Raw genomic sequence first — 16,175 nt, forward strand, 5'->3', positions numbered from 1 at the left:
AGCGTGTTTATGTGATAGAAGCAGTCAATTAGACGGCCTGCACTGTCATTTCTGCGAAAATGCGACGAATGTCTGCACGACTTGCTCAATCTGCGCCCGGCTGACGTCCAGGTGCGTCACCATGCGCAGGCGCGGAGCGGCGCTCAACTTGATCCCGCGCTCGGCGGCAAACGCTTTCAACTCCTGGGCCCGGTCACCGATCTGCACATAGACCATGTTGGTCTGCACCGGCTCCACCGTATAACCCGCCTGGCGCAACTCATCCCCCAGCCACTGCGCATTGGCGTGGTCATCGGCCAAACGCTGCACCTGGTGATCCAGGGCATACAGGCCTGCCGCCGCCAGTGAACCGGCCTGGCGCATGCCGCCGCCGACCATCTTGCGCAGACGCCGTGCCTTGGCGATCAATGCCGTGGAACCGCACAGCACCGAGCCGACCGGCGCGCCGAGCCCCTTGGACAGGCACACCGACACTGAGTCGAAATGCCCGGCAATTTCCCGCGCGTCCACGCCCAGCTTGACCGCTGCGTTGTAGAGCCGCGCGCCATCCAGATGCAACGCCAGGCCGTGTTCACGGGTAAACGCCCGCGCCTTGGCCAGGTATGCCAATGGCAGCACTTTGCCTTGCATGGTGTTTTCCAGCGCCAGCAAGCGCGTGCGGGCGAAGTGAAAATCATCGGGTTTGATCGCTGCCAGCACCTGGTCGAGGTCCAGGGAACCGTCTGGCTGCACCTCCAGCGGCTGCGGCTGGATCGAACCCAGCACGGCCGCCCCGCCCCCTTCGTATTTGTAGGTGTGGGCCTGTTGCCCGACGATGTATTCCTCGCCGCGCTCACAGTGGGCCATCAACGCCAGCAGGTTGCTCATGGTGCCGGTGGGCACGAACAGCGCGGCCGCAAAGCCCAGGCGCCTGGCCAACTCAGCCTCCAGTCGGTTGACGCTGGGGTCTTCGCCGTAGACGTCATCACCGCTGACGGCGCTAGCCATCGCATCGAGCATACCGGGGGTGGGTTGGGTCACGGTGTCGCTGCGCAGGTCGATCACGGTCATGAAGGGGGCCTCTAACGGAATGGATAAGTCCTTTTGTGAGTGATTACTGCGGGCAAAGCCACGCAATATCAAGTCCCCGCTGCATTCAATCGAATACCCACCAAACAAACCGATATAGCTTATCGATACGGCAACCGTGCAGTTTTTGAAAAAGCATGTTAAAAACTCTCCGCCGCCAGGGTTCTGGTGGCAACGTTCTCAGGGCGGGGTGCAATTCCCCACCGGCGGTAATTGCGCGCAATGTGCATAGCCCGCGAGCGCTTGGCGCCTCGAACTGCTCAGGCAGGACGGCGACAAGGTCAGCAGACCCGGTGTGATCCCGGGGCCGACGGTCATAGTCCGGATGAAGAGAGAACGGGATTGGCACCTAAGGGCCGCGCGTTGAATTCATGCCTGCATGAAAACAGCGGTGCATACCCTTAAATCCCATTCGATTCATAACGCCCTGTTTTTTTCTTAAACAGGAGTCAGAACATGCAACCTACCGCAATCGACAGCAAAAGCAAAAACCACCACGGCGAGCGCGTCGCGTTTATCCAGGCCTGCTGGCACAAGGATATTGTCGACCAGTCGCGTAAAGGTTTCCTCGCCGAAATGATCGCCCAGGGCTACCAGGAATCGGATATCGATTTTTTCGAAGTCGGCGGCGCCTTTGAAATGCCTCTGCACGCCAAGCTGCTGGCCAAGACCGGCCGTTACGCCGGTATCGTCGCCGCCGCGCTGGTGGTGGATGGCGGCATCTACCGTCACGAATTCGTCGCGCAATCGGTGGTCAGCGGCCTGATGCAGGTGCAGTTGGAAACCGAAGTGCCGGTGTTCTCGGTATCGCTGACACCGCACCACTTCCACGGCGGCAGCGAACACACCACATTCTTCTACGAGCACTTCGTGCACAAGGGTCAGGAAGCTGCGCGTACGTGTGCCGACACGCTGCACAAAGTGCGGGCGATCCGTCGTAGTGAGCCGCGGGCTGTAGCGGTATAAGCAACACCGCAAAAACAATGTGGGAGGGGGCTTGCTCCCGATAACAGTGTGTCAGTCAGCTCATCTGTAACTGATACACCGCCATCGGGAGCAAGCCCCCTCCCACATTTGCATCTACGCCAGGTCGGCGTCCGTGGTCGGCACGATCAATATCCCCGCGCGCAAACCATTCTTCACCTTCGGGTTGGGGAAGATGATGCGTGCGCCCTCTTCCTCGATTACCCAGCGGGTCTTGGCTACGTCTTCGGCCAGCAGGTAGCCTTTTTCCAACTCCGAAAAGTTTTCCACATCCGCCGGCAGGTGCAGCAGGAAGGCGTCACTGTGCTTGATCACTTCACGCGCAACGGCGAACAGCTGCATACCGTCGAGGCTGTCCGTGGCAGGTTCGGTGCCTTCGATGATCTGCCTGAGGCGCAGCTCCAGGCGGGAAACATCCACGCCCTCGTTATGCCCGAACGGCCGCGCCTTGCCCAACTCCAGGGTGAAGGCCTCGGCGTCCAGCTGTTCGTAGGTAAAGGCGGTGAAGGTGATCGAGGTCTTGTTCTGCAACAGCACCGCTTGCATGCCGGCTGCGTGCAGGCGCTCAAGCTCACGGCGTGAATGCTGGCGCCCTTCCTTCCACGGGTACAGCGCAAACTGCTCGATCTTCGAGCCACGAATCGCGGTGTGCAGGTCGTAATGCAGGCGCGAACGGCCAGGCTGGCTGAAAAAGCTGCGGGCCAGCTGTTCCAGTTCGGCGGCGCGCATGGCTTCGGGGCCGATGTTGCTTTCATGCCGGCCGTTGAACAGCCGGTTGACGTCCAGTTCAAGGTAACGCTCGCCGCGACGCATGGCCTCGGGGTTGCCGAACAGGAACAGAATACGGGTGCGGGGTTTGATTTCCCCCCGGGCGATGCCATGCAACAGACGGTCGAGCAACTCGATCGGCGCGGTTTCGTTGCCATGGATGCCGGACGACAACAGCAGGTCGCTGCCATTGTCCCGTGCTTCAGGAGGACGCACTTCAAGCGCGCCCTCACTGAGCCAGCGCATCTGCACGCCGTCGACAGTCAGTTGAATTTTTTGCGCCGGTTCGCGACCGGCGAGGGTCAGTTCAAGCAGTTTGCCGAGGGCGAGCATAAGCAGCTTCCTTAGTGGTTGCAGCCAGGGCCATGGACGTGATCGTCGTCGCCTTCAACCTCGGCCGGTTCCATTTCCAGTTGCAGGCTCATCAGGTTGGTTGCCAATGGGCGCATCAGCAGGTTGGCGTACTCGGCATCACCCTCCTCCACATCCACACCGATCAGCAGTTGGCCACGGCCGTCGTGCTGGATCCAGATCTCCTTGCCCTGCCAGACCACGGCAACGCGGGTGCAGGAGGTTTCCAGCTGGGTGCCGTCGGTGTCTTCAAGGATCAGCTTAAGGGTGTCGGTCATAAATAAAATATCTCAGCCGTAGGGCGTTAATGGGTCTGGAAAGGATAAACCGAGCCCAGTTTAAGGATTTGCGTCAGTTCATCCAGTGCCGTCCGGCACTCAAGCAGCAGTTGCGGGTCAGCCAGGTCGGTTTCGCGCAGGCTGTCGCGGTAGTGCTTGTTGACCCACTGGGTCAGGGTGTCGTACAGCGGCGCGGTCATGATAACGCCTGGATTCACCGCCGCCAGTTCGGTTTCGTTCAGCGCCACACGCAAACGCAGGCACGCCGGGCCGCCGCCGTTCTGCATGCTTTGCTTGAGGTCGAACACCTTCACTTCGCGGATCAAGCCGCCGGAGGCCGTGAGCTGTTGCAGGTACTGCCAGACGCGCTCGTTGGCGCGGCATTCTTCCGGCACGATCAGCAGCATCGAGCCGTCAGGACGGGTCAGCAACTGGCTGTTGAACAGGTAGGAGCGCACCGCGTCCTCCACACTGACCTGGGCACGCGGCACGCAGACCGACTGGAAATTGCCGCCCAGCTTGCCCAGTTTGCCCTGCAACTCAGCGAGCATCTGTTCGGTATGGAGGAACGCGTCCTCGTGGTAGAACAGCACTTCGCCGTTACCTACCGCAATCACGTCGTTGTGGAACACACCGGCATCAATCACTGCCGGGTTCTGCTGGGCGTAGACCACGCCTTCATCCTTCAGGCCGTGCAGACGCGCAACCGCCTGGGACGCCTCGAGCGTCTGGCGCGCCGGGTATTTCTGCGGCGCCGGGTAACGAGCGTCAAACGCACTGCGGCCGAAGACAAAGAACTCTACGCCCGCCTCGCCATAGTCACGGCAAAAACGCGTGTGGTTCGCCGCGCCTTCATCACCGAACTGCGCCACTGCCGGCAACGCGGCGTGGTGCGCGAAGTGCTGCTGATCGGCAAACATCGCCCCCAGCACGCGGCTGGTGGTCGGGTGTTCGATGCTGCGGTGGTATTTGCAGTTGAGGTTGGCAGCGGTGAAGTGCACGCGGCCGTCCGCCGTATCGGCGCTGGGGCTGACCGTGGCCGCGTTGGCCACCCACATGCTCGATGCCGAGCAACTCGCCACCAGCAACGGCATGGCTTGCTTGGCCGCCTGCTGAATGACCTGCGCGTCGGTGCCGCTGAAACCGAGGCTGCGCAAGGCGGCCACGTCCGGACGTTCCTGGGGTGCAAGCACGCCTTGCACAAAGCCCATGTCCATCAGCGCTTTCATTTTCTGCAGCCCCTGCAACGCCGCTTCCTTGGGGTTGGAGTGTTGCTGGCTGTTGCTCTGGGACGCGACGTTGCCGAAGGACAAACCGCCGTAGTTATGGGTCGGCCCCACTAGACCGTCAAAATTGACTTCATAGGATTTCATCGGCGAGGCTCCACGAACATCTGTTTTTATAAGCAATCTTCAACACATCACAGATTCAGTGTGGGAGGGGGCTTGCTCCCGATAGCAGTCTGTCTGTTGATAAATCAGGTGACTGGTCCACCGCTATCGGGGGCAAGCCCCCTCCCACATTTAGACCAGTGTTATGCCCGGGGTTAGTGTGGCTGGAACCGCTAGGCTCGGGGTTTCCAGCGACGCCACCGGATACGCGCAATAATCCGCCGCGTAATACGCACTGGCGCGGTGGTTGCCCGAAGCCCCTACCCCGCCGAACGGTGCGGTGCTGGCGGCGCCGGTCAGCTGTTTGTTCCAGTTGACGATGCCGGCGCGGCTTTCCAGCCAGAACTGCTGGTAACGCTCCTCGGAATCCGAGAGCAAACCAGCAGCCAGGCCGTACTGGGTGTTATTGGCCTCAGTGATGGCCGCAGCAAAATCCGCGTAGCGAATCACCTGCAACAGCGGGCCGAACAGTTCTTCATCTTCGCGCTCGGCCACCGCCGTCACGTCGATGATGCCTGGGGTCAGCAAGGCGGCCTGGTCCCGGGGTTGGGTCATTTCCAGCAGCGCCACGGCGCCATTGGCCAACATCAGTTCCTGGGCGTCCATCAAGGCTTTGGCGGCCGCCAGGGAAATCACCGAGCCCATGAACGGCGCCGGTTGCTGGTCGAACGCGCCCACTTCAATGGCCGCGCTGACCGCCACCAGGCGCGCCAGCAACGCATCACCCCAGGCGCCTTGTGGCACCAGCAAGCGACGGGCGCAGGTGCAGCGTTGGCCGGCGGAGATAAACGCCGACTGGATGATGGTGTACACCGCCGCATCCATGTCGGCCACTTCGTCCACTAACAGCGGGTTGTTGCCGCCCATCTCCAGGGCCAGGATCTTGTCCGGACGCCCGGAAAACTGCTGGTGCAGATGGTTGCCGGTGCGGCTGGAACCGGTGAAGAACAACCCGTCGATGCCTGGGTTGGCCGCCAACGCTATGCCGGTTTCCCGCGCACCTTGCAGCAGGTTCAACACGCCCGCCGGTAAACCCGCTTCGACCCAGCACTGCACGGTCAACTCGGCCACTTTCGGCGTGAGCTCGCTCGGCTTGAACAGTACGGTGTTACCCGCCAGCAGCGCCGGGACGATATGCCCGTTCGGCAAGTGGCCAGGAAAGTTGTAAGGGCCGAACACCGCCACCACGCCGTGGGGCTTGTGACGCAGCACAGCGGTGGCGTCGCCCAGGGGGCCGCTCTTCTCGCCGGTACGCTCGCGATAACTTTGCACCGAGATCGCGATCTTGTTGGCCATGCTGGTGACTTCGGTGGCCGATTCCCACAGCGGCTTACCGGTTTCCTCACCGATGCAACGGGCGATTTCATCGGCGCGGCTTTTCAGGGTACTGGCGAAGGTTTCGAGCACGCTGATGCGCTCTTCCAGCGAACGCCGGGCCCAGCCTGGAAATGCCTGGCGTGCGGCCTGCACGGCGGACTCGACCTGCTCGGCCGTCGCACCGTTGCCGCTCCACAGCACCTGCTGGGTCACCGGGTTACGCGATTCAAACAGTTCACCCTGGCCAGCCAGCCAGCTACCTGCGATGTACAACGAATTCATTATTTCGACCCCCGGGCTGCGGACAACGGTACGGCACGCACTTGATCACCGACCACAAGCTGCAGACGCTTGGCGGTCAGCGGATCGACCACCAACGTGCCCGCCGCCAGGCGAGCCGGGGCAGCAGTGATGCGGCAGTCTTCGCGTTTGCGGTTATGGATCAGGAACGGCGTGGCGTCGTCCCCCGGCGTGCCGATGGCCAGCACCAGCGCCTGGCTGTCGCGCACCGCACGAATCTTGCTGGTTTCACACTCCACCGCCGGGCCGGCGTCGAAGATATCCACATAGCCCTGGTAGCTGAAGCCTTCGCTCTTGAGCATGCTCAGCGCCGGTTCGGTATCCGGATGGACCTTGCCGATCACGTTGCGCGCGTCTTCGGAAAGAAAGCAGCTGTACAGCGGAAACTTGGGCATCAGCTCAGCGATAAACGCTTTGTTGCCGACACCGGTGAGGTAGTCGGCCTGGCTGAATTCCATTTTGAAGAAGTGCCGGCCCAGGCTCTCCCAGAACGGCGAGCGCCCCGCTTCGTTGGACACGCCGCGCATCTCGGCGATGATCTTGTTGCCGAACAGTTGCGGGAACTCGGCAATGAACAGCATGCGCGCCTTGGCCAGCATGCGGCCGTTGAGGCCGTTGCGGTAATCGGCGTGCAGGAACAACGAACACAGCTCGGAGTTGCCGGTAAGGTCGTTGGCCAGGAACAGCGTCGGAATTTCGCGGTAGATGTTCAATTCCTGGGAGGCGCTGACCGTCAGGCCGACCCGGAAGTTGTACCACGGCTCGCGCAGGCCGACGGCGCCGGCGATGGCCGAAATGCCCACCACGCGGCCTTCGTCGTTCTCCAGCACGAACAGGTAGTCGGCATCGCCGCGCCCGGCTTCGCCGCGAAAGGTTTTTTCAGCCCAGCCCACGCGGTGGGTCAGGCGCTCTTCGTTGGCCGGCAAGGTGGTGAGGCCGGTGCCGGTGCTGCGCGCCAGATCAATCAGGGCCGGTAAATCGCTGCTGCGTACGGGACGAACGATCATGCTATCTCCTCGAACGGGCCGCTTTGCAGCCACCCGCGAAACTCTGTTTTATACCGGCTCTCAGACTGCAACAAGACGCACGCTCGCGCCTTCGCCAACGCCCAGGGCTTCGGCGGCGGCGAGGTCGAGGGTCACCGGTTTGCCGGGCGCGTAGTCCAGCTCCAGCATCACCGCACGGTAATCCTGCAACTGCGCGTTGCTGACCAGGTACTGGCGGCCGACACCCTTGAGCATCTCGCCGATCTTTACCGGCACCACGCGGCTCTGGGCGATCGAGCGGATGCCCGAAACCCGTGCGTGCAGCGTCGGGCCGCCGTCGAAGATGTCGATGTAATGGTCGGTTTCGAAGCCCTCGCGCATGAGGATATCGAAGGTGATCTGCGCACGCGGGTGCACCTGGCCCATGGCTTCCTGGGCTTCGTCCGGCAGCAGCGGCACGTAGATCGGGTAATGCGGCATCAGCTCGGCGAGGAACGTACGGCTTTTCAGCCCGCACAGGCGCTCGGCGGCGGCGTAATTGAGGTCGAAGAAGTTGCGACCGATGGCGTCCCAGAACGGCGAATCACCGTTCTCGTCGCTGTAGCCGACGATCTCGGTCACAACTGAATCGGCAAAGCGCTCGGGGTGGCTGGCGACGAACAACAGGCGGCCACGGGAGTTGAGCTCCGACCACGGCGAACCGACCAGCTCAGGCACCACGTAGAAACTGGTGAGCAGGCTGTTACCGGTGAGGTCGTGACACTGGGACAACACATGGATCTTGTTGTGGATCTTCAGCTCGCGGGAGGCGTGCACGAAGGTTTCGTTACGGAAACTGTAGAAGGGCTCCGAGTAGCCGGCCGACGCGACGATGGCCGAACAGCCCGCGAGCTTGCCCGTCTCGGTGTCTTCGAGCACGAAGAAATAGCTTTCTTCACCGTTGAAACTCACCTCGGCCGCGAAGGACGCTTCGCTGGCCGCGATCTTGTCGCTCAGGCGTTCCACATCATCCGGCAAGGAGGTGACACCAATCGGGCTGTCCGCAGCCAGACGCTGTACCTCGCCCAGATCAGCCATTTGCGCGGGGCGCATCACCAGCATGGTGTCACTCCTTAACTCTAGAACTCATAGGAAAAAATACCGGACACGTCAGGCACAACCCATATCCAATGTGGGAGGGGGCTTGCTCCCGATGGCGGTGGTTCAGTACCAGTTGCATCAACTGACCGTCCGCTATCGGGAGCAAGCCCCCTCCCACATTTGATCCGGTCCGGCAGAAAGATGTGTATCAGGCTTGGGTCAGCGTTTTTACGGCACGTTCGAAGCGATCCAGACCTTCGTTGATGTCCGCCTCTTCCACCACCAGGCTCGGCGCGAAACGCACCACGTCGGGGCCGGCTTGCAGGATCATCAGGTTTTCTTTCTCGGCGGCGTTGAACACGTCCTTGGCCTTGCCCTTGAACGCATCGCTCAATACGCAACCGATCAGCAGGCCCATGCCACGCACTTGGGTGAAGATGCCGTACTGCTCGCCGATCTGCTCCAGGCGCGCCTTGAACAGGTCGTGCTTGGCATTCACGCCGGCCAGCACCTCGGGAGTGTTGACCACGTCGATCACCGCTTCAGCCACTGCGCACGCCAGCGGGTTACCGCCGTAGGTGGTGCCGTGGGTGCCGACCACCAGGTGCTTGGCCAAGTCTTCACGGGTGAGCATCGCGGCAATCGGGAAACCGCCGCCCAGGCTCTTGGCGCTGGTGAGGATGTCCGGCACCACGCCGTAGTGTTGGTAAGCAAACAGGTGGCCGCTGCGGCCCATGCCGGTTTGCACTTCGTCGAACACCAGCAGCGCGTTATTCGCGTCGCACAATTCGCGAGCACCTTGCAGATAAGCCAGCTCGGCCGGCAGTACGCCGCCTTCGCCCTGAATCGGCTCCAGCACCACGGCGCAGGTCTTGTCCGACACGGCGGCTTTCAAAGCCTCCAGGTCGTTATAAGGAACGTGGGTGATGCCGGTAATTTTAGGCCCGAAACCATCGGAGTACTTCGACTGACCACCGACGTTGACGGTGAACAGGGTCCGGCCGTGGAAGCTGTTCAGCGCGGCGATGATTTCGTACTTCTCGCTGCCGAAACGGTCGAACGCCACGCGACGGGCCAGCTTGAAGGCGGCCTCGTTGGCTTCGGCGCCGGAGTTGCAGAAGAACACACGCTCGGCAAACGTGGCGTCGATCAGCTTGTGCGCCAGGCGCAGCGCCGGCTCATTGGTGAACACGTTGGAGACATGCCACAGCTTGTTGGCCTGTTCGGTCAGTGCGCCGACCAGCGCCGGGTGGGCGTGGCCCAATACGTTGACCGCGATGCCGCCGGCAAAGTCGATCAGCTCGCGACCGGCCTGGTCCCACACGCGCGAACCTGCGCCACGCACGGGAATGAAGGCGGCAGGTGCGTAGTTAGGCACCATGACCTGGTCGAAATCGGCACGTTGCACCGGGGCTTGCTCAACGGACATCGGAGTCTCCTGAAGAGGAACGCCTGCCTGGAACTGGCGGGCGATGCAGGGATTGTAAGGACAGTTTTCAGTGCGGCCTTGCCGCCAAGCGACAACTTCTTATAGCGCCAACCCGCGTTTTACGCGGGTTTACGCCAATGCGACAAATTGCGTCGCAATGGCGCAGTTTAAACCGTGCGCCCGCTCCGTGCGCAGGGGATCTTCGCAAATCGGCGCGGGCGTGGCGCCCCACGTATTTACCGCCGTCGATCGGGCGTGGACTGGTCTGCTGGATTAACACCTGTAGCCTCAAGGACCGATCCAATGCGCCAACGCCCCATCCCCATCGCACCCGACATCCACCACGCAATTCTCACGCAGGCCATCCCCCACTGGCTGGGGGATGCCGCGCCCGCCAGGCGTTCGGCCCTTGGCGAACATGCGCCGAGTATTCCCGACTGGTACAAGCACGCCTGCGACGCCCAACACGCAGAACTCAAGCGCCTGAACGGCGAAGCCTGGACCCGGCAGAACCAAGTGGACAAAGCCCTGGCCGAGCTCAAGAGCCCGGAGACGTTTGGCGCCGAGTTGCTGCAAGCGGCGCTCAAGCGCCAATATGCGCTGGACCTGGATGTGCGCAGCACCTGGCTGCAACTCTACGTGCCCTTGACCCTCGCTGGGGTTCGCGTCAGGGCCGGGGCTTCGCGCACCTGGAGCGTATCGCTGCTGAAGGCCGCGCTGCACAACTTCGAGCCGGCTGAAGCCGAGCCCGATGCCTACGAGCACAACTCCGGCTTCAGCACCCAGCCCAATGCCGCCGGACACTTCCAGAGCCTGCCGGCGATTGCAGCGCGCATCAGCGTCGCGCAATTCGCCACACTGTGCCGCGAACTCGATATAGGCGGGCGCTACCAGCGTTATCTCGAGGATTACCTGGGGCTGGGCAACCCCGTGGCCGAAGCGGTGCTTCAGGCCCGCATCGAGCAAAGCCAGGCCAGCGCGCTCAAGCTGTCGCTGTACATGGCGCTGCTCAAGGGCGACATCCCGCAGGCCGGGTATGACGCTGTGCACAGCCTTATCAGCCACGCCAGCCAGCGCCCGGCATTGATCGCCCATGAGCTGGCCATCATGTCCAGTCGCCTGGTCGGGATTGTGGTGTTTTCGCCGCATCTGGACTCAAGCCGCGCGGTGGCGCCGGTCATCGCCTATATCCCCGACGACCCGCAGCACCCGATCAAGCAATACCCCAGCACGCAGGCGTTTATGCAGGCGCTCACGGCACGGCTGCGTTCGACGGACTTTCAACACTTTTTCAGCCGTTTTGTCAGCCATGCCGATATCGGCAGCTTCTTCGCCGACCTCAACCGCCGCCTGAGCGAAGTGACCTGGCACCCCCATACGACGGGCGATCCGCTGCCGAGCTGGCGCGAGACCGAGGTGGGCCGGCCGAAGCTGGAGTTTCGTGGCCTGCCCATCAAGCAACCCCTGTTCCAGCACCTGCACCAGATGAAGTTGAGTAAGTTGCGCGATGACGCGAGCAGCCAAGCGGTGTCCACCGCCGCCGTCAACCGCAAGGCCCGTTGGGAACGCTGGGACCTGGTGCAGAAAATCGGCTCGGCGCTGCTGCAAGTGGCAGCCCTGATTGCCAGCCCCTTTGTTCCACCGCTTGGGCTGCTGATGCTGGGCTACACCGCTTACCAACTGCTGGACGAGGCCTTCGAGGGCGTTATCGACTGGGCTGAAGGCCTGACGCGGGAAGCGTTCGGGCACACCATGGGGTTTGTCGAGCAACTGGTGCAACTGGGCTTGTTTGCCACCGGAATCCCTATCGCCCAAGGCCTGTTGCGCAAGGTACTGCCCGGCGAGTGCCTGGGTTTTCTCAACGGCCTGACACCCGTGACCACACCCGAGGGCCGTCAGCGCCTGTGGAAACCCGACCTTGCGCCCTATCGTGTCAAGTTCACACCGCCCAAGACAGTACGTCCCGACCCACAAGGCCTGTACCGCTATAATGGCAACATCCTGCTGCCCTTGGATGGCGATTACTACAGCCTGCAACAAGACCCCGCCAGCCTGCGCTATTCCCTACGCCATCCCAGCCGCCCAGCCGCCTACGCTCCACGGTTACTGAACAACGGCCAGGGCGCCTGGATCACCGAAATGGAGCGCCCGCTGAACTGGGACAATGCCACCCTGATGCGTCGCCTCGGCTACCGGGCGGACGGGCTCAGCGACGCCCGCCTGCGCCAGGCACATAGCGTCAGCGGCACCCACGACAATGCCTTGCGCAAGATGCACATGCGCCAGCAAACGCTCCCCCCGCTGCTGGCCGACACCCTCAAGCGCTTCAAGATTGACCAGGCGCTGCAAGACTTCATCACGCAAATGAACAGCGATGACCCCGGAATTTACCGGCAGGCCGATATCCAGACTCAGTTGCAGGTACTGACCAGCAATGGCCTATGGCCGGTATCCAGGACACTGCGTCTTGTCGACTCCAGCGGCAATACCCAGTGGGAGTTCGCCGGGCAATCCGGTGCGCACGTGGTGCAGGTGCGCGAAATCCAGCTGAAAAACGGTGAATTGCTGCGCATCCTGATCGACAGCCTGGATGAACCCGAGCGCAAGCTGCTGCTGGAGGAACCCGCCGACCTGCCCGCCCCGCACACTCACCTGCGCGCCGGCGCCCTGCGCAAAAAAATCGCCCGGCTTGCCCACGACAAACGCTTCAACCTGTTCGACTCCCGCTACCGCAGCGAAGAACGCAGCCCCACTGCCTCGCTGCAAAAAATCATTGATGCCGCCCCGGAACGCGGGCTGCCCACCAGCGTGGCCGAGGAACTGCTGGCCAGTGCCAGCGGCGCGGAGTGGCGGGCCATCGACCTCGGCAAGGTGCCCGCCCGTATCGTCGAGCAGGCCGCCTCGGCCCAGTTGGAGGTACGCACCACCCGTGCCTACGAAGGGTTGTACCTGGACGCCGTCGACAACCCGGACACCTATCTGCTGGTCCTGCGGTCCCTGGAGCGCCTGCCCGGATGGTCGACCGACCTGCGCCTGGAACTGCGCGAGTACCACGCCAACGGCCCACTGCTGCAAGCCATCGGCGCCGAAGGCGCCACACTCAAGAGGACCCTGGTGCGCACCGAAACGGGCCACTACACCCCGGTCGATGAAACGGGGCCGGTGTTCGCCGACACCGATTTCTACACCGCCATCCTCCAGGCTATCCCGGACAGCCAACGCGACGCCCTGGACATCCATATCGGCCAGGGCGAACGCCTGCGCCAGGCGGTTGCCGAACATGTACTGGACCGCGAGCAATTGCGCGCCCTGCTCGGCAAGGACACCTATCGCGAACCCACCTATGATCCCGAAGTGATGCGCCTGCGTGGCGGCATGGAAGGCTACCAGGCCGCCGGACCGTCACAGGCGCAGCTCTCCCTCGAACAGCGCGCCCACCACCTGCTGCCTCGGCTCAACCGCGAGCAGATCAGCGAACTGGTGCAAACCCTGGAAGCCCGACCGGGCGGCGCCCTGCCCAGCCTGATCACGCTGCAGGCCGAGTACGACAAAATGGACACCGACCTTGCCGTGTGGGAGCACGCGACGCCGCCGTTCCACCCCATTACCGAGGCACCACTGACGACCCAGGAGTATCAATACGCCCGCCGCGATCGCGGGCTGTGGGCCGAAGAAATCAGGCGTAGCTGGCGTCAGGAAACCGAGATTGATGAGTTTCACGAACAGCCGGCTCTCAGCGGCCATAAGCTGCAATTGACGATGCCCATCTACGGCGAACTGCCGGTACTCACCGCGCATTTCGAGCACATCACCCTGCTGGAGTTGAGCGGTGCGCACGCCCCGCTGGAGGTGGACAGGTTTGTGCAAATGTTTCAACGCCTGCGTCACTTGACCATCAGCAAATTTTCCCTCGGCCGCCTTGCGCCGAGCATCACCCGACTGCCCGCCCTCAACACCCTGATCCTGAGCGACTGCAACATTATCTTGAGCGAAGAAAGCCGTGCAGTCCTCGGCGGCATGACCCGCCTGGTGACCCTGGACCTGTACAACAACCCGCTGGGCCTGACCCCCAGCGTCGCCAATATGCCCCGGCTGCAGCACCTGGATTTAAGCTATACCGGCATTCGCGAGCTGCCGCCGGGCATGCTCGACCGCCCGCAGCTGGAACTGGCGGTGCTGTCGAACAACCAGATCGGCGAGCTGCCGGCAGCGCTCTTCGATTTGCCGGTGGCCACCAGCCGCAAGTTCGACCTCAGCGCCAACCCGCTCTCGCGGGCGACCCTGCAGCGCGTCAAGGCTTACTATCAAAGGACCACAGGCCGCTGGGATATCGATGCGCCCAGTGCGGACATCGAGCAGGCCAAACGCCTGTTCCCGACCCTGAGCGACGATGACATCAATCAGCTCATTTTTGATTTTCCAGGTGACCTCGACGCCACCCAGGCCGCGCTGGAGCAGCTTGGCACCGATTACCGCAGCATTCGCCAGGACCTGAGTCCCTGGGCCGAAGACCCGCTGGCCTCGGTCCAGGCGCGCGCCGCCCGCGCACGGTTGGTGGACACCCTCGAGGCTGTCTGGCGCCGGGAAGCCGAGCAGGATGAACAGGCCCAGGGCGATCAGCCATGCTTCACACTCAGGCTGACGCAGCCCGTCAGCGGCGAGCTTCCCGCCCTGAGCCGGCCACTCAAGCAGGTCTCATCCCTGCTGCTGAGCGGCGATGGTTCCGACCTGCTGTTGGGGGCGTTCCTGCGCAGTTTTCCCAACCTGGAACGGCTGTCCGTTGAGCACTATGCCCTCAGTCACTTTCCCAAGACCTTGCCGCACTTGCTGCGATTGACCCACCTGCGCCTGGACGACTGCGGCCTCACCCTCAACCCCGTCAGCACCCAGGTGCTGTCCGGCATGGTTCACCTCAAACACCTGGACCTGGCGAACAACCGCCTGAGCTGGCTGCCGGACTTCAACCGCCTGAGCAACCTCGCCAGCCTGTCGCTCAGTAACACAGGCCTGCGCGAAATTCCGCCGGCGCTGCTCTCCGGCAGTGTTTATCGAACACGGGTCGACCTGAGCCACAACGTCATCGAGGACATTTCCGATCAGGGGTTTGCATTGCCCGCCGCCTTCGGCGCGTCGCTCGACCTGGCGGGCAACCCGTTGTCGCGGCAAACATTGGCGCGTATCAAGACCTACTGCCAGGCCAGCGGCGAACACTGGAACGTCGAGGCGCCCCCGGTGCACGTGCAGCAGCTTCAGGCGCTGTACCCAAGCCTGGACGCCCGCGAAATCAACCGCCTGTATTTTCAGTTGCCCGGCGACCTGGACGCCGCCGCGCCTGAAATCACGCGCCGGGGCGTCGAATACCGCCAGTTGCAACGCCAGTTGCTGGCCTGGGCCACGGACATCCCGCAACGGGATCCGCTGCTCGACACGGTGCTGGACGAAGACACCCGCGCACGTGAACAACTGCGCCGACTGGCCTTCAAAAGCCTGCTCGAACGTTGCTGGCGCCGGGAGGGCGAACTGGACGACTCCAGCGTGTTTATCCGACGCAGCTTCAAGCTGGTGTTCGACGGGCAACTGTTGGGGGACATGCCGACGCTGACCGCGCGCTTCGACCACGTCACCCTGCTGGAAATCATCGGCGACGGCACCAATCAACAGGTCGACGGGTTGCTCAGGTGTTTTCCCAACCTGATCAACCTGACCATCGAGAGCCACACGCTGGGCGACCTGCCCGCCTCGTTGGCGCACCTGGGACGCCTGCGCTACCTGAAGCTGGCGCAAAACCACATCCGCTTGACGCCCGCCAGCAATGAGCTGCTGTCGGGCCTGGTCCAGCTGGAATACCTGGACCTGAGCAACAACCCCCTGACCCTGACGCCTGACCTGCGTCATTTCCGGCGGTTGGTATCGGTCTACCTGCACAGCTGTGAGCTGACAAACGTACCGGAAGGGCTCTTCAGCCTGCGCCGCCTGCGGGTCGTGGACCTGAGCGACAACCAGATCATGGAGCTGCCCAGCGACCTGCTGGAAATGCCCATGCCGCTGGATGACGACTCTGATTTGAGCGGCAATCCGTTGTCTGCGCAAAGCCTGGAACTGCTGCGCAGTTACTACCGCCAGACGGGCTACGAATTAGGCGTGGAAGACGCGATGTTCGACGGCGCCGGCGTTCCCCTGTCGGCGCCCGGCACGCCCCAGCCGATGGAGGAATAACGGCGCG

10 protein-coding genes and 1 riboswitch are annotated in these 16,175 nt (G+C 62.7%); of the genes, 2 read left to right on the plus strand and 8 right to left on the minus strand.

Going from position 1 to position 16,175, the window contains the following annotated elements; all coding sequences use genetic code 11:
- Nucleotides 1-45 precede the first annotated feature (45 nt).
- Entirely contained in the window at nt 46-1,050 is a 1,005-nt protein-coding gene (ltaE, locus tag C4J88_RS20445; protein ID WP_124407962.1) for a low-specificity L-threonine aldolase, read from the minus strand.
- Between the two features lie 190 nt (nt 1,051-1,240).
- Nucleotides 1,241-1,410, plus strand: a riboswitch (FMN riboswitch).
- Between the two features lie 114 nt (nt 1,411-1,524).
- Between ltaE and C4J88_RS20450 the strand changes: the two genes are divergently transcribed.
- Nucleotides 1,525-2,034: a 6,7-dimethyl-8-ribityllumazine synthase gene (locus tag C4J88_RS20450; protein ID WP_057723717.1), complete on the plus strand. Its 510-nt coding sequence runs from the start codon at nt 1,525-1,527 to the stop codon at nt 2,032-2,034.
- Nucleotides 2,035-2,148: 114 nt separating this feature from the next.
- Here the strand turns inward: C4J88_RS20450 and astE are convergent, their stop codons facing one another.
- The 7 genes from astE to C4J88_RS20485 all read right to left on the minus strand — a co-directional run bounded on the left by astE (nt 2,149) and on the right by C4J88_RS20485 (nt 9,952).
- Complete coding sequence (gene astE / locus C4J88_RS20455; protein WP_124407963.1) at nt 2,149-3,153, minus strand: succinylglutamate desuccinylase; 1,005 nt, start codon at nt 3,151-3,153, stop codon at nt 2,149-2,151.
- Nucleotides 3,154-3,164: 11 nt separating this feature from the next.
- On the minus strand, nt 3,165-3,449 hold the full coding sequence (locus tag C4J88_RS20460) for a topoisomerase II (RefSeq protein WP_124364046.1): 285 nt from the start codon (nt 3,447-3,449) through the stop codon (nt 3,165-3,167).
- Nucleotides 3,450-3,475: 26 nt separating this feature from the next.
- Nucleotides 3,476-4,822, minus strand: a complete 1,347-nt coding sequence (gene astB / locus C4J88_RS20465) for an N-succinylarginine dihydrolase (RefSeq protein WP_124407964.1) — start codon at nt 4,820-4,822, stop codon at nt 3,476-3,478.
- Nucleotides 4,823-4,972: 150 nt separating this feature from the next.
- Complete coding sequence (astD, locus tag C4J88_RS20470) at nt 4,973-6,442, minus strand: succinylglutamate-semialdehyde dehydrogenase (RefSeq protein ID WP_164487746.1); 1,470 nt, start codon at nt 6,440-6,442, stop codon at nt 4,973-4,975.
- Complete coding sequence (gene astA, locus C4J88_RS20475; RefSeq protein ID WP_124407966.1) at nt 6,439-7,464, minus strand: arginine N-succinyltransferase; 1,026 nt, start codon at nt 7,462-7,464, stop codon at nt 6,439-6,441. The genes astD and astA overlap by 4 nt, the downstream gene beginning before the upstream one ends.
- A gap of 60 nt (nt 7,465-7,524) precedes the next feature.
- Nucleotides 7,525-8,544: an arginine/ornithine succinyltransferase subunit alpha gene (aruF, locus tag C4J88_RS20480; protein ID WP_124364050.1), complete on the minus strand. Its 1,020-nt coding sequence runs from the start codon at nt 8,542-8,544 to the stop codon at nt 7,525-7,527.
- A 187-nt stretch (nt 8,545-8,731) separates the two neighbouring features.
- The gene (locus tag C4J88_RS20485; RefSeq protein WP_124407967.1) at nt 8,732-9,952 is read right to left on the minus strand and encodes an aspartate aminotransferase family protein; all 1,221 of its coding nucleotides are present in this window, start codon (nt 9,950-9,952) and stop codon (nt 8,732-8,734) included.
- A gap of 303 nt (nt 9,953-10,255) precedes the next feature.
- Between C4J88_RS20485 and C4J88_RS20490 the strand changes: the two genes are divergently transcribed.
- On the plus strand, nt 10,256-16,168 hold the full coding sequence (locus C4J88_RS20490) for a dermonecrotic toxin domain-containing protein (protein ID WP_124407968.1): 5,913 nt from the start codon (nt 10,256-10,258) through the stop codon (nt 16,166-16,168).
- Nucleotides 16,169-16,175: the final 7 nt, after the last annotated feature.

Origin of the sequence: Pseudomonas sp. R4-39-08 (assembly GCF_003852275.1) — a bacterium.
Classification (GTDB): Bacteria; Pseudomonadota; Gammaproteobacteria; order Pseudomonadales; family Pseudomonadaceae; genus Aquipseudomonas.

Excerpts from the sequence above, each read along its gene's own strand:
- ltaE (WP_124407962.1), bottom strand. The coding sequence starts at position 1,050 with ATGACCGTGATCGACCTGCGCAGCGACACCGTGACCCAACCCACCCCC.
- astB (WP_124407964.1), bottom strand. The coding sequence starts at position 4,822 with ATGAAATCCTATGAAGTCAATTTTGACGGTCTAGTGGGGCCGACCCAT.
- astE (WP_124407963.1), bottom strand. The coding sequence starts at position 3,153 with ATGCTCGCCCTCGGCAAACTGCTTGAACTGACCCTCGCCGGTCGCGAA.
- C4J88_RS20450 (WP_057723717.1), top strand. The coding sequence starts at position 1,525 with ATGCAACCTACCGCAATCGACAGCAAAAGCAAAAACCACCACGGCGAG.
- C4J88_RS20460 (WP_124364046.1), bottom strand. The coding sequence starts at position 3,449 with ATGACCGACACCCTTAAGCTGATCCTTGAAGACACCGACGGCACCCAG.
- C4J88_RS20490 (WP_124407968.1), top strand. The coding sequence starts at position 10,256 with ATGCGCCAACGCCCCATCCCCATCGCACCCGACATCCACCACGCAATT.
- aruF (WP_124364050.1), bottom strand. The coding sequence starts at position 8,544 with ATGCTGGTGATGCGCCCCGCGCAAATGGCTGATCTGGGCGAGGTACAG.
- astA (WP_124407966.1), bottom strand. The coding sequence starts at position 7,464 with ATGATCGTTCGTCCCGTACGCAGCAGCGATTTACCGGCCCTGATTGAT.
- C4J88_RS20485 (WP_124407967.1), bottom strand. The coding sequence starts at position 9,952 with ATGTCCGTTGAGCAAGCCCCGGTGCAACGTGCCGATTTCGACCAGGTC.